Source organism: Bradyrhizobium cosmicum, from assembly GCF_007290395.2.
In the GTDB taxonomy this organism is placed as follows: domain Bacteria; phylum Pseudomonadota; class Alphaproteobacteria; order Rhizobiales; family Xanthobacteraceae; genus Bradyrhizobium; species Bradyrhizobium cosmicum.
The window spans coordinates 3989864-4011500 of the sequence record NZ_CP041656.2; the positions used below are offsets into that span (position 1 = coordinate 3989864).

A 21637-nucleotide genomic window follows, 5' to 3' on the forward strand; every position below is an offset into this window, starting at 1 on the left:
CTTATAAATTCATAATAATCGAAACTATATTCCCTTAGCGGTCAGCCTTCCGAGTCGGAATTATTGTGCGCAGCCTAGGTTGCCGGCGCCGTCAGTTCCTGCAACGGCAGCGGCACATCCTTGGCGACGCCCAGCACCGGAAAGCTGCGGACGTTTTTCACGTTCGGCATCGCGGCGAAATGCAGCAATTGCTGACGCATGCTTTCGACGCTCGGCGCGACGCATTTGAGCAAGTAATCGGTGTCGCCCGAGATCCGCCAGCACTGCTGGATGCGCGGGATCGCGGCGATCGAACTCTCGAACGTCTCCAGCACCGGCTGGGCTTGACTGCCGAGCTGGATCGAGACGAACGACACCACTTCGAAGCCGAGCCGCCGCTCGTCGATGACGGCGCGCACCGCCTTGATCACGCCGCGGCTGAACAGCGATTTCAGCCGCCGCAGGGAGTTCGGCGCGGACACGCCGACGCGCAGCGCCAGCTCGTTGTTGCGAACCCGCCCGTCCTGCTGCAGCTCGGAGAGTATCTTCAGATCGACGCCGTCGAGCTGGTCACGCCCGGCCATCCCCTACCTCGTCATGGTCGTGTCATGCGAGGCAGCGAAGCACGCGGTGGTATTGGTGCCAAGGGCTCGCGAGCTCGGCGATTAGCCGCTCCCGTCGTCATGGCCAGGCTTGTCCCGGCCATCCCCGTTCTTTCGTCGCCCCAAAACGTGGATGCCCGGGACGCGCCCGGGCATGACGCCTCAATAGAGTCTGGCTGGGCTCAATGCGTCCAGGGCTCGCCGCGCCGGAACGAGAAATTGTCCGCATAGGCGACCGGGCGACGGATCGAATCCTGGGGCTCGATGACCTGGTAGGCGATGCCTTTGCGCTCGCAATAGGCGATGGCTTCTTCCTTGGAGTGGAAGCGCAGGGTGATCTGCTGCTTCATGTCACCGGACGAGGTCCAGCCCATCAGCGGTTCGACCGCGCGCGGCTGCTCCGGCTCGTAGTCCAGTTGCCATTCCTTGGTCTTGGACCGGCCGGATTGCATCGCGTTCTTGGCGGGCTTGAAAATGCGTGCGGTCATTGGCAGTCCGGGCCCTCTTCGTCTTTTCGTTCGAATTCGATGCGTCACGGTGGCAGTTGGTGGAAACCGTGGGCATAGATAGTATAGAGACACCTTTCGGGAACTGATCAGTGATTCCGGCCCCCGGGTCGCCTCACCGACGGTATAGTCATTATGCTGCACCGTGACAATTGCGTACCCGCCTTCCACGCGCCGGGATCCCCACCCGGCAGCACCGCCACGCCAACCTCAGCGTAACCGCCCCTCCGAAAGCCCCCTCGCATGGCCTTCCTGAACATCAGCGCTACCCTTCCCGAGAAAGGCCGCGACCTCAGGCTCGACCTGTTTCGCGGCGTCGCGAACTGGGCGATCTTCCTCGACCATATCCCTGACAACGTCGTGAACTGGATCACGACCCGCAACTACGGCTTTTCCGACGCCGCCGACCTGTTCGTCTTCATCTCCGGCTACACCGCCTCCTTCGTCTATGCCCGGATGATGCTGGAGCGCGGCTTCATCGTCGGCGCCACCCGGCTCACCAAGCGGGTCTGGCAGCTCTACGTCGCCCATATCATCCTGTTCGTGATCTACATCGCCTCGATCAGCTATCTGGCGCTGCGCTTCGGCGATTCCGAGATGATCAACGAGTTCAACGTCGCCGGTCTCGTCGACAACGCCACCGAGACGCTGCGCCAGGGCCTGTTCCTGCGCTTCAAGCCGCTCAATCTCGACGTGCTGCCGCTCTACATCGTGCTGATGGGGCTGTTTCCTCCGGTGCTGTGGTTCATGCTGCGCAAGCCGGACCTGACGATGGCGCTGTCGATCGTGCTGTGGCTCACCGCGCGCCACTACGGCCTGAACCTGACCGCCTATCCGGCCGGCCAGTGGTATTTCAACCCGTATGCTTGGCAGGTGCTGTTCGTGTTCGGCGCCTGGTGCGCGATGGGCGGGGCGCGGCGCTCGATGACGGTGATCAACTCGCCGATCACGCTCTGGTTCTGCATCGGCTATCTCCTGTTTGCGCTGGTCATGACCATGGCCGGCCGCTTCCCCAGCTTCGGCGGCATGTTTCCGGAATGGCTGTTCTCGGCGTTCAACCCGAACGACAAGACCAACCTTGCGCCCTATCGCTTCATCCACTTCGTCGTGATCGTGATCATGGTGATCCGCTTCGTCCCGAAGGAGTGGCCGGGCCTTGAGTGGAAGGTGTTCGACCCGCTGATCGTCTGCGGCCAGCAGTCGCTCGCCGTGTTCTGCGTCGGCGTGTTCCTGTCCTTCGTCGGCCATTTCGAGCTGTCGATGAGCTCGGGCTCGCTGCTGGCACAGATCTTCGTCAGCGTCGCCGGCATCGCGATTATGACCACGGTCGCCTACTATATCTCTTGGTCGAAGAAGCAGGACAAGCCGCTGAAGCCGCCGCCGGCCAAGCCGGTGGCCGCGCCGACCGCCAAGGCTGCCTGAGCCCGCGACGCGCCTGCCCTCCAGGCGCGTCGTCGGGGTGGCCGTTCCGTTTTCGGCTGGTCCGGGATCGGATTGACCTGCGTCAACCAGAGGGGCGGCCGGCCGGAATAGTGTCGGCACGACATGCGCCGCCACATCAATGTCGGCGTCCTCCCCGTAGACAAGGCCAAACACATGCCCTCTCATTTTCACGCCGTGGTCTGGATCGACCATTCCCAAGCCAAGATCTTTCATCTCGGCTTGAACGGCTCGGACGAAGTCACGCTGCATCCGCAACTGGCAACGCGTCATCTTCATCACAAGGCCAACGAGATCGGCAGCGGTCATGCCGCGCCCGACAAGACGTTCTACACCGATGTGACCAAAGCCCTCGCCGATGCCGGCGAAGTCCTGATCATCGGACCGGCAAGCGCGAAGACGGAACTCGCCAGCCACATTCGCGCGCACGCGCCCGACATAGCCAAGCGGATCGTCGCGGTGGAAGCGGCCGATCATCCCTCGGACAACGAAATCGTCGCCTATGCGAAACGGCATTTCAAATTGCCGCTGCCGCGCGTGCAGGCTCCGGGATAGCCTGCGAGCAGCACCGGATTGAGACGAGGCGGTCTTTTAGGCCGCCTCTTCGCTGTCGAACTCCGTGAACTTCTTGTAGATCCAGTCGCGGCCGTCATGGCGGCGCCAGACCTTGCCATAGACGAACTGCCCGTTGATCGAGCGGCGCGGCACGACCACGGTCCAGAGATGCCAGATCTCGGTCCAGCTCGACTGCCGACTGACGGTTCGGACGTTGCGATCGAAAGACATGACGCAGAACTCACAGGATACGAGCGCCGCGACGAACCGTGCTGCTGTGTGAGCACGGATTTCAGGCAACCATCGCGAGCCAGGACCGATCTGATAGCAGCCGCCAAAGCGGCCGCAACAACTGCTCGGCCTTAACCTAACCGGTCAACCTTACTTCCCGTGTACAGCCGGCCAGACCGGTTGAAAGCCCGCGTCGATCTTTCTAGAATGCATGCGTGATTTGAGAATGAGCGCGCCGTTTAGGCGTGCAGCGATTTTGAACTGACGCCGGATTTTGAACTGACATTTTTGAAAAGAATTGACGGGACCGGGGCGACCACAATGAATTTGCAGTGTGCATGGCTACGCTTGGCGGTGCGATCGACGCCGCCTGCTCCACCCATCAGGATGTCCGTTCAGCAGCCCCCCATGGCAGCCAACGACAATCAGATGGTCTGGCCGTTCCTTCCGTTTCCGTTCGGCTGGTACGCAACGAACTGATCCTTCAAAAGCGCAACGCCGCGCAAGCGGAATATCATCGCTTGGCGGCGTCCGTTAGGTATTGGGCGCTGAAATCCCCAATACTGATTGGTCTACAGCGACAGACAAAGGTTCGATCGGTTTTGGCAATTTTGCGCCAGCCCGCCGGCCATAATCCCTTGAAATATCGCGCAGAAGTGGCGTTTCCATCAGAACAAGCGCTCAGGCTTCAGGCGGGGAACACACACTCGCCGGGACGCCTTAGTCCGTCCCGCGATCGAGACCGGCTCAGACGCCGGCGCTGGACGTACCCTGGGCATCGCCGCCGAGGGCGCCTTGCGCGTTGTAGGTCTGTCCCTTCTGATTGCCTTGACCGGCTTGTGCGCTCGCAGAGGTCTCGACCTCGGTCGTGCCGTCGGAATAGGTGATCGTCGTGGTGGTGAGGCCGTCGATGGTGATGGAGACCTCGCTGACGATGGTCTTGGTTGAGCCGCCACCGCCGCCCGAGCCCGAGCTGCCCTCCGCCGATTGCGAGGATGAGGCCGCTGACGTCTCCGAGGTGGCTGACGTCGACGATGCCACCGAAGATGACGTTGTTGCCGTCGGCTGGGACGTCGAAGCCGTCACGGCCGCACTGGATGATGCAATCGCACTGATCGACATGAAAGCCTCGCTCGCAGGGAAACCACGGGCATCGCGCCGATCGCGCGCCCGGCTCTCCCTTCAACGCGGCGGGTGACCAAAGCAGGCGCCGCAGCTGCGAAAAGCATCGATGCAGCGCGCATTTCGGCTCCCGGGACGGCAACCAATCACCCGGCCGCGAGTTGCCGCTTCTTCCCACCTGTCCGGGGAAGCCGCGCGCGACCGCCACCGGCGGCCGCCCGCGATGGATGGACAGTCATCTCGTCTCACGTCCGTGTGAGCAGGAGCGCGGACGGTGAATTTTCACGAGCGAGCGGAGACCAATGAAGAGCAGGCCGCAAGGCAAGGGGATGCTGTGAGTCAGATTGATACGACTGAGAAACTCCGGGACACACCGGAGAGTGGAAACTCGCTGTTCGCGCTCTGCGGGCTCGGCGTGGCCGGAATTGCGATGCTGGGCTGGATCGGCGCCCTCGCCTGGATTGCCTGGCGCCTTGCGGGTTGGTTGTTGTTCTGAGGTCGAGCCTCAAAGCCTCGAGCGCAACCTTGGGGGTATCGAGCCGGGACTGGTCGGGGCAGCTGGATTCGAACCAACGACCTGCAGTACCCAAAACTGCCGCGCTACCAGGCTGCGCTATACCCCGAATGTCCGGCGAGCCCCGTCGATACACGCTTCCAAAGCGGCCAGCAAGGCTGGCCCATGGATCTATTTGGGGTCTTATTGGGCGCTTACTTGCTGCCGAACAGGGGGTGGCCGACGCGGTCGCCGGGACGGATGCCGTATTTCTGCGCCGTTCCCGCCACCACTTCCAGAACGGCCCGGGCCGGGCCCTGGGAGGCGATGATCCTGGTCGACATCGGCTCGGTGTTCTCGGCGATGCGCAGGATGCGGCCGTCGGCGCGGATGAAGATCATGTCGAGCGAGACGAAGGTGTTCTTCATCCACATCGACACTTCCTGCTCGGGATTGAAGTCGAACAGCATGCCTTTGCCGTCGGCCAGTTCCTTGCGGTACATCAGGCCGGTCTGCTTCTCCTGCTCGGTCGTTGCCATTTCCACCGAGAAAACCTGCACGCCGTTCCTGGTGACGATTTCGAGCGGCTGGAAGCTGGCGGCACCGACGGGCGCGCTCGCGACGGCAAAGACGACGACGAGGATGGCGGCAAGCCACCCCTTTACTACGGACCAGACGGCATCTCGGTCAGGATTGATGGCAAAACGCATCGGAAGTGCACTCGGGGCATGGGACTGCGACGTTCCTTACGCGGCGGTCGCCGGAAAGGAAAGAGGCGAGCCAGCTCGCCGACGCGCCTCTGCTCACGATTGCGGGAATTGGCGAATGGGCGCGGCGGCGGCCTGCTAGTGGGACGAAAGTCCCGGCGATCCGGTCTCGGGATGGATCTCGGCCGCCATCATGCCCTTGGAGCCGGGCCCGAAGCGGACCAGCACATATTGACCGGGCCTCAATTCCGTCATGCCGAAGCGGCGCAGCGTCTCCATGTGCACGAAGATGTCGGGCGTTCCCTCGCCGCAGGTCAGGAAGCCGAAGCCACGCAGCCGGTTGAACCATTTGACCTGGGCCCGCTCGAGCCCGCTGGTCGCGGTCACCGTGACATGGGTGCGCGGCGGCAGCATCTGCGCCGGATGGATCGCGGTCGACTCGTCCATCGAGACCACGCGGAACGCCTGGTAGCCCTTGGCGCGCTGGATGCACTCGACGACGATGCGGGCGCCCTCATATGCGGTCTGGAAACCGTCGCGCCTAAGCACGGTGACGTGCAGGAGCACGTCGGGCCAGCCGTTGTCGGGAACGATGAAGCCGTAGCCCTTGGAGGCGTCGAACCATTTGATGACGCCATGGACCTCGACGAGATTGGCGCTGGCCTCGCCAAGTCCACTGAAGGGACTGAGCACACCATCGCGACCGGCGCCGCCGTGTTCGCCGGGCGTCAACCGCCCCGGCGATGCGCCCTGCCCGGGAACCCCGAGCTTCTTGGACTCAAATCCGTCCGACGACCCCATAACCCCGGACCCCACACATCCCATGCAACCCGCCAGATCGGCGGCGTCGAATCACGCGTCTTTAGAGAATGTTCTCAATTCGACGCGACGCGAATCTTCCGACTCAAAAGATAACACTCCCGGTTGCGACGCATAGACAAAAAAGAGATTCGCCGGAACCTATGAACAGCTTGCACAGCCGCGAATCAAACTCACGCCTCAATTGCCGACAAAGGGCCCGAGGGCTTCGCCGATGTCGTGGCGGATGACGATATCGGCGATGTCGTCCTGATCGGTCGGTTCGCGATTGATGATCACCAAACGTGCACCGTTGTTCTTCGCCATCATCGGAAACCCTGCCGCCGGCCATACGACGAGCGAGGAACCGATCGCGATGAAGAGATCGCAGGCCTGCGACAGCAGTGTCGCGCGCTGCATTTCATCCTCCGGCATCATCTGGCCGAACGAGATCGTCGCCGTCTTCACCGGCTCGTCGCACGTCGTGCAGTTCGGCGCGGCGCCGTCCTGGTCGAACCGCTGCTTCACCCAGTCGAGCGGATAGGACTGCCCACATCCGATGCATTTCGCGTAAGTTGTATTTCCATGAAGTTCAATCACATGCTCGGCGGCGAAGCCGGAGGCCTGGTGCAGATTGTCGATGTTCTGGGTGATGACCGCCGGAATCTTGCCGGCGCGGTACAGCGAGGCCAGCGCCCGATGGCCGCGGCCAGGCCTCGCCGCCGCGAAGACCTCCTCCATCGCAAAGCGGCGGCGCCAGGATTCGTCGCGCGCCTCCTGGCTGGCGACGAACTCGCCGAACTCGATCGGACGGTAGCGCGTCCAAATTCCGCCCGGCGAGCGGAAGTCGGGAATGCCGCATTCGGTCGAGATGCCGGCGCCGGTGAACGGCACGATAGTCTTGGCTTCGGCGATCATGTCGCCGAGCCGTTCGACGCCGCTGCGAAGATCCGATGCAATCATCGCGGTCTCCCGATTTGGTTCGCGCTAGCGGCAAGATGCGCAAGCGACAAGATTGTTGACCCTCTTATCCACCGCGAAAAGAAACGCGAGGCAAGACGGGAAACGTGAATCACATCACGGGCGGCAATTTCTTCCGACCTTCGCTTATCACAATCCTGCAATGCCTCCTCCCCATTGACGCCCCAATCAGAAGCGCCAATGCATGTGTTGAATGCGACTCAAAGTGATTTGCGGCGGCAGAGCTTGAGTTCGGTAGTGCACATACTCAGGTGTAGAGGGGAGTCACATGACAGAGGATGAACAACGCAAGATCCGCGAACGCGAAGAGATCGCCGCCCGTGTCGCCGCCTTCCGTGCCACCCAGGAAAAATTCAAGCGCGAGCGCGAAGAGTATTTCGTCTCGACGCTCGACAACGCGCGCAAGGTGGAACGGCCCTCGCTGTGGCCATAAGACGGTTCTGATCGCAACGCATGAAAAAAGCCCGGAGCAGCGCTCCGGGCTTTTCAATTCTTCGCGGTTACCAGTGCCGATAATAGTGGCGATGCCGGTAGTACGGTCCGTCGCCATAATAGGCGTATGGACCCGGGCTGTAATAGGCGGGGCCGCCATAGTAGCCGTAGCCCGGACCATAATAGCCGCCATACGGACGGGACGCCGCGACCGCGCCGGCGGTGATCGCGCCGGCGGCAAGGCCGAACGCGAGGCCCGGGCCGATGCCACGACCGCGTGCCTCGGCGGGCGCAGGCGCCGCGACCGCGGTGACGCCAACGGCGGCAACGGTGGCCAGAACTGCCAATGTTTTCTTCATGATTGTCCTCCTTCGCATCTCGCCGGGACAACGCCGAGAGCCTGCGATGGTTGCGCACAGCTTGTGGAACCCGGTCCGGCAAAAAAACGCGATGGAGGCGGAACGAAATCACGCCGCCTGGATTGCATTCATAAGTGCGGGCGCCGCAGCCATCCGGCCAGGCGACAGCACGAAGACCCCGTCAGCATCCTCCGCGGTGCTGGCGGGGTTTTTGGTTTCACGGGAGCAAACGGCAGCAAACGACAAACGCTGCCAACGGCGCGGGCGCCGAGGAGGACACATTGCCGATATCCGCACTGCTCGCCCGCATCCGCAGGCTGGTTCCCGAAAACAGGGATCCGCACTACGACGAGATCGTCCGCAGTTTCGGTGTCGGTGCGCTTCGCCCGCCGCCAACACCGATGAGCGACGGCGAACTCGCGCGGGCCATCGCCGAATTCCTCAAGGATACGCCCTCCACGGAATCCGTTGCGACCCTCGGCCGGCGCCTCGATCCCTCGAACCCACTTTGATCGGGACCGCCCGTCAAAGGAACATGCGCTGCGCGCGCACGTTGACCGGGCCTTCACGAGAGGAGGCCCTCATGCCGGTGTGGCTCGAAGTTTTACTCAATTTGTCCGGCTATGCCGGCTTCGTCGCGCTCGCAACCCGCGGCGCCGCGCCCGATGATGTCTCCGCTGACGAGCGCATCTGTGGCGGCGGGCGCTAGTTCGCGTGCGGCGCCTGGCCTGCCGTGCGCACCAGCCTGTCGGCCTTGACCGCGACCCGCGTGTCCTCGAGCTGCGGCCGCAGCGAGACGCTGATCACCACGAAGGCGAGACAGAACAGCGTGCCGACGATGGCGACACGCCGGTAGGTGTGCCGGTCGCCTTGATGGAAGGACGGTTCTAAAAAAGGTGTCATGGCAAAATCGCTTCTTGGCAAAGTCGTTTCTTGGTTGTCTTTGCCAGACACCTACTCCAACCCGCGTGGAGCGCAACGCGATTGGGCTTTTAACCTAACCGAATAGGGTTATCGGCATCGGCGCAAGCTTTCGTTAGGAGTCGGCACGCGCCGCGAGAGACCGGCTTTGTTCCAGCTTCGACTCCATTTCGTTCTCGAAGAGCGAATCGGAATCGAAGAAATCGATGCGGAGCAGCTCTTAACAAGTCGTGAGGATCGCGCGCGGCGACGAGTCATCGCGAAAGATCGTGAACGCACGCGTGATCATATTTTGCGATCACATTTCGCGTTTACATTTTGCGTTCACTTGGCGTCATCGCCCTTTGGCGGCGGCACCTGCGGTACCGACGGCTTGCCTTTGCGCAGCCGCGGATGCCTGTCGTACCAGAACACTTTGGCGATCTCGGCGAGAAACCAGCACGCATCCATGTCGCTCTCCCTCGCCCCACGGCATAACGGTGGCGCGAGGACGGGACTGTGCGAGGAATCACGCAAGCATCGCTGGAGCCGCAACGTCCCGTATCGACACAGAAGCCACGGCTTGTTCTTCATCCGACTCCACTTCGTTCTCAAAGAACGAATCGGAGTCGAAAAATCGGCGCGAAGCAATTCCTAACGATCCATGAAGCCGCGCAATGCATCGCGCTCGCCATCGGCGTTCGCCGAGGCTCCTCACGCCGCTCGCTTCGCCTTGCCCTTCTCCGAGAAGCATTCGAGAATCTGGATGCGGAGCTCCTCCGCGGCCGGGCCCTCGACCTTCCTGAGCTGATTCCAGAGCCTGATCACTTCACGCTGTTTCTCGACGGTCATGAGTCACCTCCCAGAGATTCCAAAGATGATGGCTCACTAGAACAAAATAAGAACAAACAGTCCAGTCCCCTGCGCGTGATTTCCCAGGCATCGCATATCAAGAGTAACGTGGCGGGGAGCTTGCCTGCGGCATCCTTCGCGGCGCCCGCCTGCGGTGGCCCTCACGACGAGGTCGCGCTTTGCCGAGCGATTCCGGATGCTCTATGCGATCGCCATGATGCGTCTCGCATGGAACGCCTTGCTCCCCCTGCCCGTTACCGCTGCCGAGGGTGGTGCAGATGCCAAGAAAATTCTACGCGGTCGAGGTTGTCAGGCAGATCGAGGAGACGGTCGAGATCATCGTCGAAGCTGTGGACGAGGAGTCGGCGCAGGGCGCGGCGCTCGAGCATCTGAAGGCCCGCGGCGGCGAATATGAATGGCTCAATGCAAAGACGGAATTCATCGTCTGGCGCAAGCGCGCGGTCGAGACGCCGGCCATCGTCGACGTGACCGCGTGATGCGATCCGGCGTGCCCCGCGCGGAACGAACTCCCCGCAGCGGCATTGTCAGTTAGATTTCAGTGGTGCTGACGGTTGTGCGACGCGACCTTCAGCTTTGAAGAACCCCGCAGCCCCCGCGCGGGGTTTTTCTCTTTTTGGTAGCCGGCGGATGAACCTTTGTCGCGCTCGCGCGTCTTATCTCTGAAGCTTCCCCCAGGCTTCACCCCCATCAGAAAGCCCCGCTTCCCCCCAGGCGGGGTTTTCGCTTTTTGCGGGCACCGCGCCGCGCGTCTGCGTGCCCCTTGGCATGCAGACCGCGCGCGATCGATCCGGATCAGACCGAGTCTGATATCAGACGGAATCCTTGGCAACCTTCAGCGGCGAGGCCTTGACCGACTTGCTCGCCGGCTTGGCCGCGAACTGCATCGGCTCCTTGGTGAAGGGATTGACGCCCATGCGGGCTTCGGTCGCCGGCTTGTTCACGACCGACATCTTCACGAAACCGGGAATGACGAACTCGCCGGACTCGTTGAGCTCCTTGTATCCGACCGTCGCCATGTACTCGATGACCGACTTCACGTCGTTCTTCGACAACTGCGTGCCCTCGGCAATTGCATCGATCAATTGAGTCTTGGTCATCTTCGCCATGTCTGAAGTCCTCTGGATGGGGTGCGCGCGCTGTGAATGACGGCCGGGCACGCGACAAAGCCGCGCAGCGCGCTTTGTGGTCGTGCCAACGGTCGGGAAGTCACCGGGCTTAGAACCCATCAAGGCCCAAAACGCAAGCCGCAGTTTGACGGGAGTTCCGGCCGTTTCCCCGCTGATAGCCGCGTCTGCCGGGGCATCCCGCGCATCGATTCGGCAATGAGTGGAGAGGGTTCTGCCGGTTCGCGGCCAGACGGGATGATGCCCGCATCGCCAAAGCGGGTTCTCTTTCGCAAGCATTTGCTGCATAGTGAGGCATGGCAAAAACAAAAGTGACGTTTAGAGCGGTCCGGATCGCCGATGGCGACTGGAAAATCCTGGCGGACTATCCCGGCAGCGAGCAGCGTGAAATCACGGGATTCACCAGCAAGGCTGATGCCGACGACTGGATGAACGGGGATCGCAAGATCGCGTGGCTCCGCTCGCAGGGTTACGCCAAGTAATCCGCAAGCGACCTGCAGAATCATCTGCAAAGTCAGCGGTCGAGAGACTCATCAAGCAAAGCAATTGCGGCCAAAGAAAAAGCCCGGAGCGATCCGGGCTTTTTGAGATCAATAGGCGCGGTAATAGCGCGGTCGATAATAGCCCGGCTCGTAACCATAGCCGGGGCCGTAGGCATAACCCGGAGCATAGACGTGCCGGGGCCTGTAGTAACCTCGGCCATAGCCATATCCGTAACCCGGACCGTACGCGCCGTAAGCCCCGGCTGCGATTGCGCCGGCAGCGATGCCGAGGCCGATTCCGGCTCCGCCGAATCCGCGGCCGCCCCTCGCCTCTGCCGGCGCGGCAATGGCGGTCGCTCCGAGCGCTGCGATCGTCGCGGCGATAAGTGCTGCCTTGTTCATACTGGTTCCTTTCGTGATACCAGCATGGCAACGGGCGCCAGTTGGATAGGTTGCTGGCGAAGTCGCCGTTCGACATTAATAAATGCCCATCAGCGCGGCTAACCGCTCAACTTCGGCGTGGGAGATGGCTCGATGACGTCGGCAATGCCGGGCTCGACGATTGCAATCTCAGTCCCCTGGCACGCGCACCGCATCCCTGCCCCGCACTGACAACCGAACTCACGCGACCATTCCTTGTCGGGATGGTTCTCGCAAACCCAACCGAGACCGCGACAGATCCTGCAGTCAGGATTTCGCACGCCGTACCCTTGTCGCCCGGTCGCCACGGAGAAACTTCAAACCCTCGATCGTCAGGTTGGAATTGTCTTCGGACTTGTCCGCAAGAAACACCGCAAGGCGCTGGCGGGCGGCATCGTTCTGCTCGGACGTCAGGTTCACCATCATCCCGTACGCCTGCATGATCTTTTCAATCGTTTCCATGCATTACCAACGTTGCGGTGGAACCAGAGTTCCTGTGGGGCGGCAGTTCAGACGACTAAGTTGAGCGTCACCCGGCGCGGGCGCTTGGCCGGCTCCCTGGCGCGGTTGCTGCATGCTCACGCGGCCTTGCGGCCCTGCTCGACGGCCGCGATAGCCCTGTTCGACAGCATCAGCGTGCGGTTCTCTCCCTTGAGAATCTGCGTCTTGATGCTTCCCAGGAGGATTTCGGCCGTCTGCTGCGGATCGGTAATCCCTCCCGATCGCTCCAGGAAGTCCCAGGCGATCTGAAGCGAGCTCTCGATGATAAGCGGGAGTGGTTCAGTCATACGGGACGAACGCCGCGCCGGCCCGGCTGTTCCTCCGCTCCTGCTGCGGCCCTTACGACGGCGCCGTCAATTGTCCGCGGAGCCAGCCATTGATCACGACGGATCTCATGGGATCAGTTAGTTCGACGGTCTGATGCATCTGGTCGCACGCCGGGCACGCGAATGTCCGGATGTCGAAGCCCGAGGGGACCGGGGTGATACGCGCCAACATGGTGGTTGTCTGGCACTTTGGGCACGATGGTCTGCAAAACATCATCATGGTGCTTCGCCCTGACGCAGGCGGAGAGCCTGCTCTCCATCACCGATCGACGCCCGCTGCTGTGCGGTGATGCAGCGATCTTCGATCGGAGTCGCATCGCAAGCTGTCTCTTAAAGCTCACAATCCGCGGGGATTGTCGCGTTGGTCATCAAATCCGATGCGCAATTGATCCAATTGAGTGCTTGCGCCAAGCCACGCCGAGCCATCGTCAGCGCTTCGTCCGCCTCAGATAGTTCGCGACGTCCTCGGACATGACGCCCTTTTGGGCAACCGCGTGCACCAACTCGTCCCGGGTGCAACCGATCTTCTCGCACCAGTACCTGACTTGGTGGTCCTGGCCGAGATCGATACGGGTTTGGTCTCGTCTGCCGCGATCGTCGGGCATTGCCGCCCCTCCCATTGTCGTCAACAACTAACGGTTGCGGGCCTGTTTGGTTCAGTCTTCACGCAAATCGGCATCCCGGTCTCATCTACCTGCCTACATCTCATCGTGAAACCTGTGGCCGGGCACGCATTGTTCAGACTTCAGTAACCCAACGGCTCCAAGCTCTCTGTCAGTATCGTTGCGTTGGAGTACCCACAGTGCTGGATTTTCATGAGCTGCGCGAACTCGCGGCAGACGTTCGCGTGTTTGTCGATGTCGCCGAGGACAAGGCCGGAGCGCTCAGGTCAGTCATCACGGCTTATGATGTCGTGCTGGCGATCTTCCCCTCCGGGGAAGGCATGGGCCTCCACGTCATCAAGGGCGGCGAGATCCTGGACGGGATCGCGAAATCACGGACACATGCGACCTACAGCCACACGGCCATCGCGGTTCCCGACCTGCAACACGCGCAGGCGCTCAAGATTTTGACGGCTCCGGTCGAGCAGCGCATCGCAGCCTAGCGACAGACGACGAGGAACGCCCGGCCCTCAAACGCATTGTTTCATCTCCAGATAAGGAGAATGCAATGAGCGTTGAAGGTAAAGCCAAGGAAGCCGCCGGTTTCGTCAAGGAAGAGCTGTACGAGCACGGCAAGTCCCCCGAGAGCCAGAAGAAGGCGCAGGAAGGCCGTGACCTTCGCAACGAAGGCCGCGTCGAAGACGGCAAGGCGCCGAAGACGACGAAGCCCGGCACCGGTCAATAGACACTGGACCGACATTTCGAAAACCGTCCCTGGTTATGTCAGGGGCGGTTTTTCATGTTGATGGGGTGATCGGCGGCGTCACCAGCGGCACACTCGATCGCCCTTACACGCGCCGCTTTCCCGCGAGCTTGCCCTTGATCCGAACAGCAGCTCCACGGCGATCTCTACAATCGCTGTGGCATAGAAATCCATCACGACTTTTTTAGCATCGTCGCGCTGACATGCCCGCCGACGGCCAGGACAACGAAGAACAGAACGCCAAGGAACTCGCCGCGCAAGGCCTGAAGGCTGGCGAGAATGAGCAATATGATGGTGGCGTATCGCATGACACACTCCTTTCGTTGGAGGGTGCCGGCATCGGAGCGCCCGCGCCGTGACCGGCGTCACGGTCAACCGAGAGACCGCGCTCAATCGCCGCGTCGATCCCGCAACGGTGACGCCCACGCCCGACTGGCAGGATGCTCCGCCTGCTGTATGGTCGGACGTTTTGCGCGAGGGACTGATGAAGATAGCCATTGTTGCCGCCGGCCTGATCATTGTAGCCACTGCCGCGGTCGTGGCGATCCAGCCCGGCTTCCTGAAGCCTGCGTCGCTCGCGCTCGTGAAGAAATCCGACATCCTCGGCTTTTCGCCCGGGATGACGTTCGAGGAGACGACCAAGCTCGTCACCCAGCGCCGCTACCGCTGCCGCCAGCTTCGCGACTCCCATACCCTCGACTGCGCCGTCGACGCCGCCAGGGTCACGATCGACAGCGACGAGGTCGACGAAAGGCACCCGATCCGGCGCGTCACCGCGGAGCTGAACAATCCGGGCCCGCAAGAGACCGCCGTCAAATCGATCTCCGACCAGTTCAACGCGCAGCCGACCCGTGACGCCCGCGAGGGATGGATCTGGATCGTCGGCCGCGGACTGAAGCTGAGCTACGACGGGACTGCCTTGAGGCTCGTGGACGAGGCTGAGGAGGCAAGGCGAAGCAAGGAAGGCTTGAAGCGATAGAGCGGCAAACCCACCATCTCACCTTCCAAGCCAAGCGCGAGGTTATGCCGTGTGCCCGGGATCGACATTCCCAGGTGTCTTCTTTTCCCGCTGCGGCGTCATCTTGGTGGGGCTTTCCTTTCCAGGCACGCCACGCGGCCCCAGCTGTTCGCGCTGGATATCGTCTTCAGACAGTTCGGGCTCGCGACCATTGATCGGCTCTGTCGGCATATCATTCTCCTGAAAAGCGCGCGGCCCCAAAGATTGAAGAACCGCGCGCAGTTGGACGGCGGGAGGAAGCCGTCCGGGTTCAAGTTGCGATGGTGGTGGCCGTTCCTATGGAACCCTGACGCCCGACATTTGTTAGCGCGCAAAAGGAGCCTTCATGGACAAGGTCACGCGTTGCCTGCGGTGCGGCAAGAGAACGATCCCGGTGCCCGGCCTTTACGGCAAGACCGAGCTTCAATGCATTGTTTGTGAGGGACTTGATCCTCTGAAAAAGACCAAGCCCATCTCCGAAACAACTCATTGAACCAGCATCTCTCACGCCTCCCTTCCTAGTCGACCAAACGATGCCGTTAAGGCGTGCCTTCAACCCTTCAGCGCTGTGTTCACAGTTGAGGGATCGCCCGTCCTACCCCTTCCGGCAGTCACAATTGACGCATGAGGGTAGCCCGTGCCGCATGAACCCGCCCTCGCTCAAGGCGTTCTCTTGGGAGAGGAGCCCACATGCCCTACGCTCTATTTGAAGACGACCAGAAGCTCAGCAAGGAATTCCCCACCGAGGAAGACGTCTGGACTCACGCCGATGAAGCCGGCCTTGTTGACGTTGTTGATGGGAAGACAGTCCTGGAAGACGGCTACACCATTCAGCCCTGCCAGCCTGACAATGAGACCGGAATCCCTGTCCCGCCACCCGCGGTATCCTGATTTATCTGACGCCGTCGGCCCAATCGGCTTATGAGCTCCAAGCGAAACCGCACGCCTCAAGTGGTCGAGCTGGCTTGCCGCCTGAGAGCGCTGAGAACGATGAGAATGGCGAAGGCACCGAGACCATAGGTGAGCGCATTCACAACCCAGCAAATGGCAATGCCGACGAAGGTGGAGCCCCCGGTCGCTCCCCAGAACAAATACGCAGCCGAAATACCAACCCACTCCCACGACAGAAACGCGTAGTCGGTGACCGGCTCCAGGGCGAGGAGAACCGCCGAGATGATCGCCCCGATGGCCAATGCAATGATGAGGTTCGCCTTCACTGAGAGCATCACAAACCCAATAGCCCGGCGAAAACGGGAATGAGGAAAAAGGCGGCGAGCCCAAGAAGGCCGCCCACGACAAACCTCGCCGTGCGGCCGTGGACCTTCGTATCCAGCCAGGCGCAAACGGCCAATGCAGCCTGCTTCAGCCAGTCTGCAACGAGGCTTCTGACGAGGACCAACAGCAGTTCTGCAAAGACAGCGACCATGGGGTTTAGTCGCGGCACCTCTGGCGGGGTTCAACCGTCCGGATTTTGAGCATTGAGGTCGGCAAGCTTCGAGACATGGTAGAGGAGGAGGAATTTGGCCGGCCGGTAGCCGAGATTCTGCTCGCCATATTATCCGGAGTACCGCTTGCCTTGACGCGTTGTGCGGCGATTCCTACACTCCAGACGGGCATGGGAAGTTCTCACTTATAGGCGAGAAACTCATTTATTTGAGTCCGGCAGCACTGCCGGCCTTACCTTGGGTTGGTCACATGGGTAATCGGCCAATCGTCGGACTTTGCCTGGCGTTTACCGCTGCTGCGTTCGCCTGCTCGCAGACGCCCGCTTGCGCCGATGGTGTCCTCCGGCTCTCCTATGTGGAAGTTCACGACCGAATGCTGCCCTCCGCGAACGTCACGAGCACGAGCGTCAATGTGGTGCTTCATCTTCGTTCCGACGGCGGGCTCGAGCATCTCGAAGACCGCGCCAGCGGCTCGGCGCGCGGAGGCAGCAAGTCCACTCTCCGGCTCGGCGCCGACGCGCCGCGGAGCTGGCACGTGGCGGGTCCGCACCAACTCGTCAGCGTGCAGGAGTACTTCACCTACAAGCGTGCCATTCAGGTCAACGTGGACGGTGACCACTGCACGGCCAACATTGGGTATTCCCTGAACTCCGGCGCCACCGACTACCAATATCCGCGCCTGAAAACCGGCGAACGCGCCACTGCGCGCTCTGTGAAGGCAAGCAACGTGACGTGTTCGATTCAGGCTCAGTAAAACGTCTCCACTCTTGAGTCGAAAACAGCAGATCATTAGCCTTGTATGCGGTGCTGGGCCAGATGATCTTCCTTCGACCACCGGCTCCCCCGGGCCTCAACAGGCGATCAGACAATCAACACGAAACGGTGGCTTGAATGAAAACTGCACTTCTCTTCGGCGCCACAGGCTTCATCGGCTCGCATTTGCTGCAAGACCTGTTGAACAGCCCCGACTATTCGCGGATCATTGCGGTGTTTCGCAAGCCCCTCGCGCTGAACCATCCGAAGCTCACGGTGCTGATTGGCGATCTCGCCTCCCTGCCCGCGCTGAAGCCGCAACTGGTCGCGGACGAGATCTTCATCGCGCTGGGAACGACGCGCAAGCACACGCCTGACGAGGCTGAGTACTACAAGATCGATCATGATTATCCGCTGCGGGCGGCCGAGATCGCCAAGGGGAACGGCGCGCGGTCGGTGTTTCTGGTCACGGCGGTCGGCGCCAACGCCGGCTCCGCCGTGTTCTATGTCAGGACCAAGGGTGAGGTGGAGCGGGACATTCGGGCGCTCAATTTCGACCACACGCATATTTTCCGCCCGTCGATGATCCTGGGCGAGCGCGATGAAGACCGCCCGCGTGAGCGGCTCTTCATCGCGATATGGAGCGTTCTCAATCCGCTGCTCGCTGGCCCAGCTAACCGATATCGCGGGCTCACCGGCAACGAGATCGCGCACGCCATCGCCAAGGCCGCACGGCATCAAACGGAAAAAGTACGAATCTATCATTGGAAAGAGATGGCCGCACTGCTTCGGACGTGAAGCAACCTGAGCCGAACAGAACGGCCCTCACGCACATTTGCCCCCGCCCCCTGCCCATCCCCCCACTTTCCTGCTATCTCCTGTCCCCGCCGTCCCGGCCCAAACCAAGACACCTCCGTTCAAGGGAGCCCCACCCATGCGTTACCTCCACACCATGCTGCGCGTGCGCAATCTCGATGTCGCGCTGAAATTCTATGTCGATGCGTTCGGGCTGAAGGAGGTGCGGCGCATCGAGAACGACAAGGGGCGCTTCACGCTCGTCTTCCTGTGCTCGTCGGACGATCTCGAGGCGCTGAAGACGCAGCCGCAAACGCGCGGCGCACCGCTGGTCGAGCTCACCTACAATTGGGACGAGGAGACCTATGGCGAGGATCGCTTCTTCGGCCATCTCGCCTATGAGGTCGACGACATCTACGCCACCTGCGACAGACTGATGAAGGCCGGCGTCACCATCAACCGTCCGCCGCGCGACGGCAACATGGCCTTCGTCCGCTCGCCGGATCTGCACTCGATCGAGCTGCTGCAGAAGGGCGAGCCGAAGCCGCCGCAGGAGCCGTGGGCTTCGATGCCGAATACCGGCCACTGGTAGGGTTTTTACGGCAGGAACCACCGCCCGCCCGGCGCGTTCACTCCTCGACAAATGCAATTGAGGAGGACGACATGGGACGTGGATTGTTGTTGTGGATGCTGGGCGTGCCGATTCCGGTGATCCTGCTGCTGTGGCTGTTCTTCGGCCGCTGATCATCGCGCAACGCTGCAATGAAAGCTCCGCCTGTCGGCGGAGCTTTTTGCATGAGGGCGCGCCGCAATCGCGGCTCGCCGCCATCGCCGAATTCCGCTATCACCCGCGCAGGATGGACAACGAAAAACGCGCGGGAGACCTGTTATGCCGGACGCCAAACTCACGATCTGGGGCCGCGCCAATTCGGTCAATGTGCAGAAGGTGCTGTGGTGCCTGGCCGAGCTCGGCCTTCCCTTCGAGCGCATCGACGCCGGCATGCAATACGGCAAGACCCGCGAGGCCGACTATCTTGCGATGAATCCCAATGCGCGGATCCCGACGCTGGTCGAGGGCGATTTCGTGCTGTGGGAGTCCAATTCGATCATGCGCTATCTCTGCCTCGCGCACGGGCGCGGCACGCCGCTCTATCCGGAGGCGCCGAAGCTGCGCGCCGGCGTCGACCGCTGGCTCGACTGGACGCTGTCGGCGGTGCAGCCGGTCGACCGCCCGGTGTTCTGGGGCATCGTGCGCACGCCCCCCGCCGAGCGCGACATGATCCAGGTGCAAAAGGATGCCGATGCGGCCGCCGAGGTCTGGGCGATCGCCGACCGCCTGCTCGCCGCGCGCCGCTTCATCGAGGGCGAGCAGTTCACGCTCGCCGACATTGCCATCGGCTCCTATGCGCGGCGCTGGCTCGGCGTCGAGGGGATCACCCGGCCGGCGCAGCCGCACCTGACGCGGTGGCTCGCCGAGCTCGGCAAGCGCGCCGGATTTGCGCAGTTCGTTGCACCGCCGATGTCGTGACGACCCGGCGCGGCGCAAGCTGCGGCAAGATCACGATGAATCGGCGTGCCGACGCACGCGGATTGCGGCGCGCCCGCACTTGACGGCTACTGTGCATGGGGTTGTTTTCGCGCTTTTTGCTTCAGCCCCAGCCGCGCTCGACCAGCAGCACGCAGATGATCAGCACCAGCGTCACGGCCGCAGTGGCAAGCCGCGCGGTCCAGCTCAGGCCGCGGCTGACCCACCATAGCATCGCGCAGGACATCAGCACGGGGATGACGAGATCGAGCCGCAACAGATCGGTCGGCATGCGGCCTACCGCCTGACCGTGGTCTCGACGCTGATCGAGCCGCCGATCTTGACGCAGGTGCCGGTGCCCTCGACCATGTAGTAACCACGGCCATAGGAGGCGCAGACGCCTGCCTTCGCCGTGCCGCCTGTGCTTTTCTTCAGCGGCAGCGTCTTGCCGGCCTGCGCCGGCTCTGTCGCGGGAAGGCGCAAGGCCTCGGCGGCCGCTGCGGACGTGGCGAGCAACGAGATGAGGATGAGGAGCGGCGCGCGCATGCCGCCGTTCTAGCCCGGACCGGCGCGTCGCGCCATCCGGGTCCGGATGCCGCGATCAGATGAACTTGATGCCGGCCGATTTGCCGCGGCGCCAGACCACCTGGCAGCTCCGCCCGGTCCGAGCATCGCGCGCGAACGCCATCCGGATGATGCCCGGCAGCTGGCTGGCGTCGTCGTCCATCGTGATCTTCGCGCCCGAGGCCGAGATGTCCTGGACCAGGCAATGCCGCGCCGCGAATCCGCCGTCGAGCGTGATCCAGGCGTGCTGCGACAGCAGCTTGCGGGCTGCGCGCTTCTTGGGCTGTGGCATCGGCTTAAGATCTCCCACCTTAGCGCTAGCTCAGGGAACCCTAAGAAACCGTTGAAATCGCCTCCCGAATGATCCCGGGACAGCTATCCACCCGGGGCGCAAAAGACCGGCCCCGAACGGCTTGCCGACCGACCCAAAGGCCACTATACGTTCGCCCGCTGCAGCCCCCGGGCACGACTCGGGCGGCCGGCGGTCGTGCCGCGAAAAGCGGTGAGGCCTTGTGTTTGCTCCCTTCGTCTATCGGTTAGGACGCCACCCTTTCACGGTGGAGAGAGCGGTTCGATTCCGCTAGGGAGCGCCAGCATCCGGCTCGTGGATGACGTGGCGAAACCTGCCGCCCGACATGAACCTCCCGGCCCCTCGCCTCCGACAAAGGTCAGATCGGACACGGCAGAGGCCCATGGCGCAGCAACAGTCCACCCCGGAAGGCCAGTCCGGCCCCGCCTCGCCGGCGCCGCCGCGATGGATACGTCGCGCCACGCAATCTGTCCCGGAACGCCGCGCCAGAATGCTCGAGCACATGGCGCGCGCCAGATCGGCTCCGCAGGCACAGGCCGCGACTGCGACAGGGCCATCCCGCATGCGCGGGAAAAACATTCTCGGCGATGCCTTCGGCTACATGGTGCTGTTCGGCATCATCGCCCTGCTCGTCCAGTCGCGCGTTCCGCTCTACGTCGGCGCCTTCCTCTTCTTCACTGACGGCGAGCGCATCGACGCTGCGCTTGGGACGATCGGTATCCGGCTGGAGCCCGACGCGATCGGACCCGACATCATCAAGAGCTTCGTCTCCCTGTTCGCCTGGTTCGCGCTGCTGGCCTCGTTGAGACCCTCGGTCCCGACCTGGCTCGCGTCCTGGATTCCGCCGGACACATCATGGTCCACCATTGCCGGCATCGCCGTCGTGCTCGCCTTCGCCGAAGCGTGCGCGGCGCTCGTGATGCGGACGGCACTGCCGTGGTTCGGAGTGCAGATCAGGCCGGACAGCCTGACCGCCGCCGCGATCAAGCTCCTCCTTGCCATTGGCCTGCTCGGCTTGCTGGTGCTGGTCGGATCGCTGTAACCGGCGCGCA

At 62.3% G+C, this 21637-nt stretch carries 42 protein-coding genes and 2 tRNA genes; 20 read left to right on the plus strand and 24 right to left on the minus strand.

Features of this window, described 5'->3' with window-relative positions; translation table 11 throughout:
* Positions 1–74: 74 nt before the first annotated feature.
* Positions 75–563 (minus strand): Lrp/AsnC family transcriptional regulator, encoded by a 489-nt coding sequence (locus FNV92_RS19160; protein ID WP_143845061.1) that lies wholly within the window; start codon positions 561–563, stop codon positions 75–77.
* 200 nt (positions 564–763) lie between these two features.
* Positions 764–1069, minus strand: a complete 306-nt coding sequence (locus tag FNV92_RS19165; protein ID WP_143845059.1) for an ETC complex I subunit — start codon at positions 1067–1069, stop codon at positions 764–766.
* A 261-nt stretch (positions 1070–1330) separates the two neighbouring features.
* Between FNV92_RS19165 and FNV92_RS19170 the strand changes: the two genes are divergently transcribed.
* Positions 1331–2509, plus strand: coding sequence for an OpgC domain-containing protein (locus FNV92_RS19170; protein ID WP_143845057.1), 1179 nt, complete (start codon positions 1331–1333; stop codon positions 2507–2509).
* 174 nt (positions 2510–2683) lie between these two features.
* Positions 2684–3082 (plus strand): hypothetical protein, encoded by a 399-nt coding sequence (locus FNV92_RS19175; protein WP_041748911.1) that lies wholly within the window; start codon positions 2684–2686, stop codon positions 3080–3082.
* A gap of 36 nt (positions 3083–3118) precedes the next feature.
* On the opposite strand, the gene FNV92_RS19180 is transcribed toward FNV92_RS19175, so the two are convergent.
* Both FNV92_RS19180 and FNV92_RS19185 read right to left on the minus strand, forming a co-directional pair.
* The gene (locus FNV92_RS19180; RefSeq protein WP_015686264.1) at positions 3119–3313 is read right to left on the minus strand and encodes a hypothetical protein; all 195 of its coding nucleotides are present in this window, start codon (positions 3311–3313) and stop codon (positions 3119–3121) included.
* A 747-nt stretch (positions 3314–4060) separates the two neighbouring features.
* A complete protein-coding gene (locus FNV92_RS19185) occupies positions 4061–4435 on the minus strand; it encodes a hypothetical protein (RefSeq protein WP_041748333.1) in 375 nt (124 codons plus the stop codon).
* 274 nt (positions 4436–4709) lie between these two features.
* On the opposite strand from FNV92_RS19185, the gene FNV92_RS19190 reads away from it, so the two are divergent.
* The gene (locus FNV92_RS19190) at positions 4710–4931 is read left to right on the plus strand and encodes a hypothetical protein (RefSeq protein WP_015686267.1); all 222 of its coding nucleotides are present in this window, start codon (positions 4710–4712) and stop codon (positions 4929–4931) included.
* Between the two features lie 50 nt (positions 4932–4981).
* Here FNV92_RS19190 and FNV92_RS19195 read toward each other — a convergent pair.
* From FNV92_RS19195 to FNV92_RS19210, 4 genes are all read right to left on the minus strand, one after another.
* Positions 4982–5058: transfer RNA gene (locus FNV92_RS19195), tRNA-Pro, on the minus strand.
* 85 nt (positions 5059–5143) lie between these two features.
* Positions 5144–5626 (minus strand): DUF192 domain-containing protein, encoded by a 483-nt coding sequence (locus tag FNV92_RS19200; RefSeq protein ID WP_143846268.1) that lies wholly within the window; start codon positions 5624–5626, stop codon positions 5144–5146.
* A gap of 147 nt (positions 5627–5773) precedes the next feature.
* The gene (locus tag FNV92_RS19205) at positions 5774–6436 is read right to left on the minus strand and encodes a cold-shock protein (RefSeq protein ID WP_015686269.1); all 663 of its coding nucleotides are present in this window, start codon (positions 6434–6436) and stop codon (positions 5774–5776) included.
* Positions 6437–6634: 198 nt separating this feature from the next.
* Positions 6635–7396 (minus strand): SIR2 family NAD-dependent protein deacylase, encoded by a 762-nt coding sequence (locus tag FNV92_RS19210; protein WP_143845053.1) that lies wholly within the window; start codon positions 7394–7396, stop codon positions 6635–6637.
* 286 nt (positions 7397–7682) lie between these two features.
* Here FNV92_RS19210 and FNV92_RS19215 point away from each other — a divergent pair, with 286 nt between their 5' ends.
* Complete coding sequence (locus FNV92_RS19215) at positions 7683–7847, plus strand: hypothetical protein (protein ID WP_015686271.1); 165 nt, start codon at positions 7683–7685, stop codon at positions 7845–7847.
* A 67-nt stretch (positions 7848–7914) separates the two neighbouring features.
* Here the strand turns inward: FNV92_RS19215 and FNV92_RS19220 are convergent, their stop codons facing one another.
* A complete protein-coding gene (locus tag FNV92_RS19220; RefSeq protein ID WP_015686272.1) occupies positions 7915–8205 on the minus strand; it encodes a hypothetical protein in 291 nt (96 codons plus the stop codon).
* A 281-nt stretch (positions 8206–8486) separates the two neighbouring features.
* On the opposite strand from FNV92_RS19220, the gene FNV92_RS19225 reads away from it, so the two are divergent.
* Both FNV92_RS19225 and FNV92_RS19230 read left to right on the plus strand, forming a co-directional pair.
* On the plus strand, positions 8487–8717 hold the full coding sequence (locus tag FNV92_RS19225; RefSeq protein WP_015686273.1) for a hypothetical protein: 231 nt from the start codon (positions 8487–8489) through the stop codon (positions 8715–8717).
* 71 nt (positions 8718–8788) lie between these two features.
* On the plus strand, positions 8789–8914 hold the full coding sequence (locus tag FNV92_RS19230) for a hypothetical protein (protein ID WP_015686274.1): 126 nt from the start codon (positions 8789–8791) through the stop codon (positions 8912–8914).
* Here the strand turns inward: FNV92_RS19230 and FNV92_RS19235 are convergent.
* From FNV92_RS19235 to FNV92_RS19245, 3 genes are all read right to left on the minus strand, one after another.
* Entirely contained in the window at positions 8911–9108 is a 198-nt protein-coding gene (locus FNV92_RS19235; RefSeq protein ID WP_015686275.1) for a hypothetical protein, read from the minus strand. The two genes, FNV92_RS19230 and FNV92_RS19235, sit on opposite strands and share 4 nt — an antisense overlap.
* Positions 9109–9450: 342 nt before the next feature.
* Positions 9451–9576 (minus strand): hypothetical protein, encoded by a 126-nt coding sequence (locus FNV92_RS19240; RefSeq protein WP_283805811.1) that lies wholly within the window; start codon positions 9574–9576, stop codon positions 9451–9453.
* Between the two features lie 243 nt (positions 9577–9819).
* Positions 9820–9957: a hypothetical protein gene (locus FNV92_RS19245; RefSeq protein WP_015686276.1), complete on the minus strand. Its 138-nt coding sequence runs from the start codon at positions 9955–9957 to the stop codon at positions 9820–9822.
* A gap of 278 nt (positions 9958–10235) precedes the next feature.
* On the opposite strand from FNV92_RS19245, the gene FNV92_RS19250 reads away from it, so the two are divergent.
* A complete protein-coding gene (locus tag FNV92_RS19250) occupies positions 10236–10454 on the plus strand; it encodes a hypothetical protein (protein ID WP_143845051.1) in 219 nt (72 codons plus the stop codon).
* Positions 10455–10787: 333 nt separating this feature from the next.
* On the opposite strand, the gene FNV92_RS19255 is transcribed toward FNV92_RS19250, so the two are convergent.
* Complete coding sequence (locus tag FNV92_RS19255) at positions 10788–11084, minus strand: HU family DNA-binding protein (RefSeq protein ID WP_007591377.1); 297 nt, start codon at positions 11082–11084, stop codon at positions 10788–10790.
* Between the two features lie 314 nt (positions 11085–11398).
* On the opposite strand from FNV92_RS19255, the gene FNV92_RS19260 reads away from it, so the two are divergent.
* Entirely contained in the window at positions 11399–11584 is a 186-nt protein-coding gene (locus FNV92_RS19260; protein WP_015686278.1) for a hypothetical protein, read from the plus strand.
* A 108-nt stretch (positions 11585–11692) separates the two neighbouring features.
* Here FNV92_RS19260 and FNV92_RS19265 read toward each other — a convergent pair whose 3' ends face one another.
* From FNV92_RS19265 to FNV92_RS19280, 4 genes are all read right to left on the minus strand, one after another.
* Positions 11693–11986 (minus strand): hypothetical protein, encoded by a 294-nt coding sequence (locus FNV92_RS19265; RefSeq protein WP_015686279.1) that lies wholly within the window; start codon positions 11984–11986, stop codon positions 11693–11695.
* Positions 11987–12271: 285 nt separating this feature from the next.
* A complete protein-coding gene (locus FNV92_RS19270; RefSeq protein ID WP_015686280.1) occupies positions 12272–12466 on the minus strand; it encodes a hypothetical protein in 195 nt (64 codons plus the stop codon).
* Between the two features lie 116 nt (positions 12467–12582).
* Positions 12583–12792: a hypothetical protein gene (locus tag FNV92_RS19275; RefSeq protein ID WP_015686281.1), complete on the minus strand. Its 210-nt coding sequence runs from the start codon at positions 12790–12792 to the stop codon at positions 12583–12585.
* A 467-nt stretch (positions 12793–13259) separates the two neighbouring features.
* Positions 13260–13436, minus strand: a complete 177-nt coding sequence (locus FNV92_RS19280; RefSeq protein ID WP_015686282.1) for a DUF3606 domain-containing protein — start codon at positions 13434–13436, stop codon at positions 13260–13262.
* A gap of 197 nt (positions 13437–13633) precedes the next feature.
* On the opposite strand from FNV92_RS19280, the gene FNV92_RS19285 reads away from it, so the two are divergent.
* Entirely contained in the window at positions 13634–13936 is a 303-nt protein-coding gene (locus tag FNV92_RS19285; protein ID WP_015686283.1) for a hypothetical protein, read from the plus strand.
* Between the two features lie 65 nt (positions 13937–14001).
* Positions 14002–14178, plus strand: a complete 177-nt coding sequence (locus tag FNV92_RS19290; RefSeq protein ID WP_168213640.1) for a hypothetical protein — start codon at positions 14002–14004, stop codon at positions 14176–14178.
* A 191-nt stretch (positions 14179–14369) separates the two neighbouring features.
* On the opposite strand, the gene FNV92_RS19295 is transcribed toward FNV92_RS19290, so the two are convergent.
* On the minus strand, positions 14370–14504 hold the full coding sequence (locus tag FNV92_RS19295) for a hypothetical protein (protein ID WP_283805812.1): 135 nt from the start codon (positions 14502–14504) through the stop codon (positions 14370–14372).
* A gap of 176 nt (positions 14505–14680) precedes the next feature.
* Between FNV92_RS19295 and FNV92_RS19300 the strand changes: the two genes are divergently transcribed.
* Positions 14681–15175 (plus strand): hypothetical protein, encoded by a 495-nt coding sequence (locus FNV92_RS19300; RefSeq protein WP_143846267.1) that lies wholly within the window; start codon positions 14681–14683, stop codon positions 15173–15175.
* A 42-nt stretch (positions 15176–15217) separates the two neighbouring features.
* Here the strand turns inward: FNV92_RS19300 and FNV92_RS19305 are convergent, their stop codons facing one another.
* Positions 15218–15385 (minus strand): hypothetical protein, encoded by a 168-nt coding sequence (locus FNV92_RS19305; protein ID WP_015686287.1) that lies wholly within the window; start codon positions 15383–15385, stop codon positions 15218–15220.
* Between the two features lie 154 nt (positions 15386–15539).
* On the opposite strand from FNV92_RS19305, the gene FNV92_RS19310 reads away from it, so the two are divergent.
* Positions 15540–15686, plus strand: coding sequence for a hypothetical protein (locus FNV92_RS19310; protein WP_158324550.1), 147 nt, complete (start codon positions 15540–15542; stop codon positions 15684–15686).
* Between the two features lie 197 nt (positions 15687–15883).
* Positions 15884–16084 carry a hypothetical protein gene (locus tag FNV92_RS19315; protein ID WP_143845045.1) on the plus strand — a complete coding sequence of 67 codons (201 nt, stop codon included), beginning with the start codon at positions 15884–15886 and terminating at the stop codon, positions 16082–16084.
* Positions 16085–16140: 56 nt separating this feature from the next.
* Here the strand turns inward: FNV92_RS19315 and FNV92_RS19320 are convergent, their stop codons facing one another.
* Together FNV92_RS19320 and FNV92_RS19325 are read right to left on the minus strand one after the other, a co-directional pair.
* A complete protein-coding gene (locus tag FNV92_RS19320) occupies positions 16141–16419 on the minus strand; it encodes a hypothetical protein (protein ID WP_143845043.1) in 279 nt (92 codons plus the stop codon).
* Positions 16419–16619: a hypothetical protein gene (locus FNV92_RS19325; protein WP_143845040.1), complete on the minus strand. Its 201-nt coding sequence runs from the start codon at positions 16617–16619 to the stop codon at positions 16419–16421. Before FNV92_RS19325 ends, FNV92_RS19320 begins: the two co-directional genes overlap by 1 nt.
* 269 nt (positions 16620–16888) lie before the next feature.
* Here FNV92_RS19325 and FNV92_RS19330 point away from each other — a divergent pair, with 269 nt between their 5' ends.
* The 5 genes from FNV92_RS19330 to FNV92_RS19350 all read left to right on the plus strand — a co-directional run bounded on the left by FNV92_RS19330 (position 16889) and on the right by FNV92_RS19350 (position 19714).
* Positions 16889–17392, plus strand: coding sequence for a hypothetical protein (locus FNV92_RS19330; protein WP_143845038.1), 504 nt, complete (start codon positions 16889–16891; stop codon positions 17390–17392).
* A gap of 137 nt (positions 17393–17529) precedes the next feature.
* A complete protein-coding gene (locus FNV92_RS19335; RefSeq protein WP_143845036.1) occupies positions 17530–18189 on the plus strand; it encodes an oxidoreductase in 660 nt (219 codons plus the stop codon).
* Positions 18190–18325: 136 nt separating this feature from the next.
* Positions 18326–18778, plus strand: coding sequence for a VOC family protein (locus FNV92_RS19340; RefSeq protein ID WP_015686291.1), 453 nt, complete (start codon positions 18326–18328; stop codon positions 18776–18778).
* Complete coding sequence (locus FNV92_RS19345; protein WP_143845034.1) at positions 18745–18930, plus strand: hypothetical protein; 186 nt, start codon at positions 18745–18747, stop codon at positions 18928–18930. The genes FNV92_RS19340 and FNV92_RS19345 overlap by 34 nt, the downstream gene beginning before the upstream one ends.
* Positions 18931–19075: 145 nt before the next feature.
* Positions 19076–19714, plus strand: coding sequence for a glutathione S-transferase family protein (locus FNV92_RS19350; RefSeq protein ID WP_143845032.1), 639 nt, complete (start codon positions 19076–19078; stop codon positions 19712–19714).
* Between the two features lie 121 nt (positions 19715–19835).
* On the opposite strand, the gene FNV92_RS19355 is transcribed toward FNV92_RS19350, so the two are convergent.
* Genes FNV92_RS19355 through FNV92_RS19365 form a run of 3 tightly spaced genes read right to left on the minus strand, consistent with a single transcriptional unit; the run spans position 19836 to position 20567 of the window.
* Complete coding sequence (locus FNV92_RS19355; protein ID WP_143845030.1) at positions 19836–20003, minus strand: hypothetical protein; 168 nt, start codon at positions 20001–20003, stop codon at positions 19836–19838.
* Between the two features lie 5 nt (positions 20004–20008).
* Complete coding sequence (locus FNV92_RS19360) at positions 20009–20257, minus strand: porin (protein ID WP_143845029.1); 249 nt, start codon at positions 20255–20257, stop codon at positions 20009–20011.
* A 55-nt stretch (positions 20258–20312) separates the two neighbouring features.
* The gene (locus FNV92_RS19365; RefSeq protein WP_143845027.1) at positions 20313–20567 is read right to left on the minus strand and encodes a PilZ domain-containing protein; all 255 of its coding nucleotides are present in this window, start codon (positions 20565–20567) and stop codon (positions 20313–20315) included.
* A gap of 226 nt (positions 20568–20793) precedes the next feature.
* On the opposite strand from FNV92_RS19365, the gene FNV92_RS19370 reads away from it, so the two are divergent.
* Together FNV92_RS19370 and FNV92_RS19375 are read left to right on the plus strand one after the other, a co-directional pair.
* Positions 20794–20868 (plus strand) — tRNA-Glu (locus FNV92_RS19370).
* A gap of 279 nt (positions 20869–21147) precedes the next feature.
* Entirely contained in the window at positions 21148–21627 is a 480-nt protein-coding gene (locus tag FNV92_RS19375; RefSeq protein WP_244623667.1) for a hypothetical protein, read from the plus strand.
* Positions 21628–21637 lie beyond the last annotated feature (10 nt).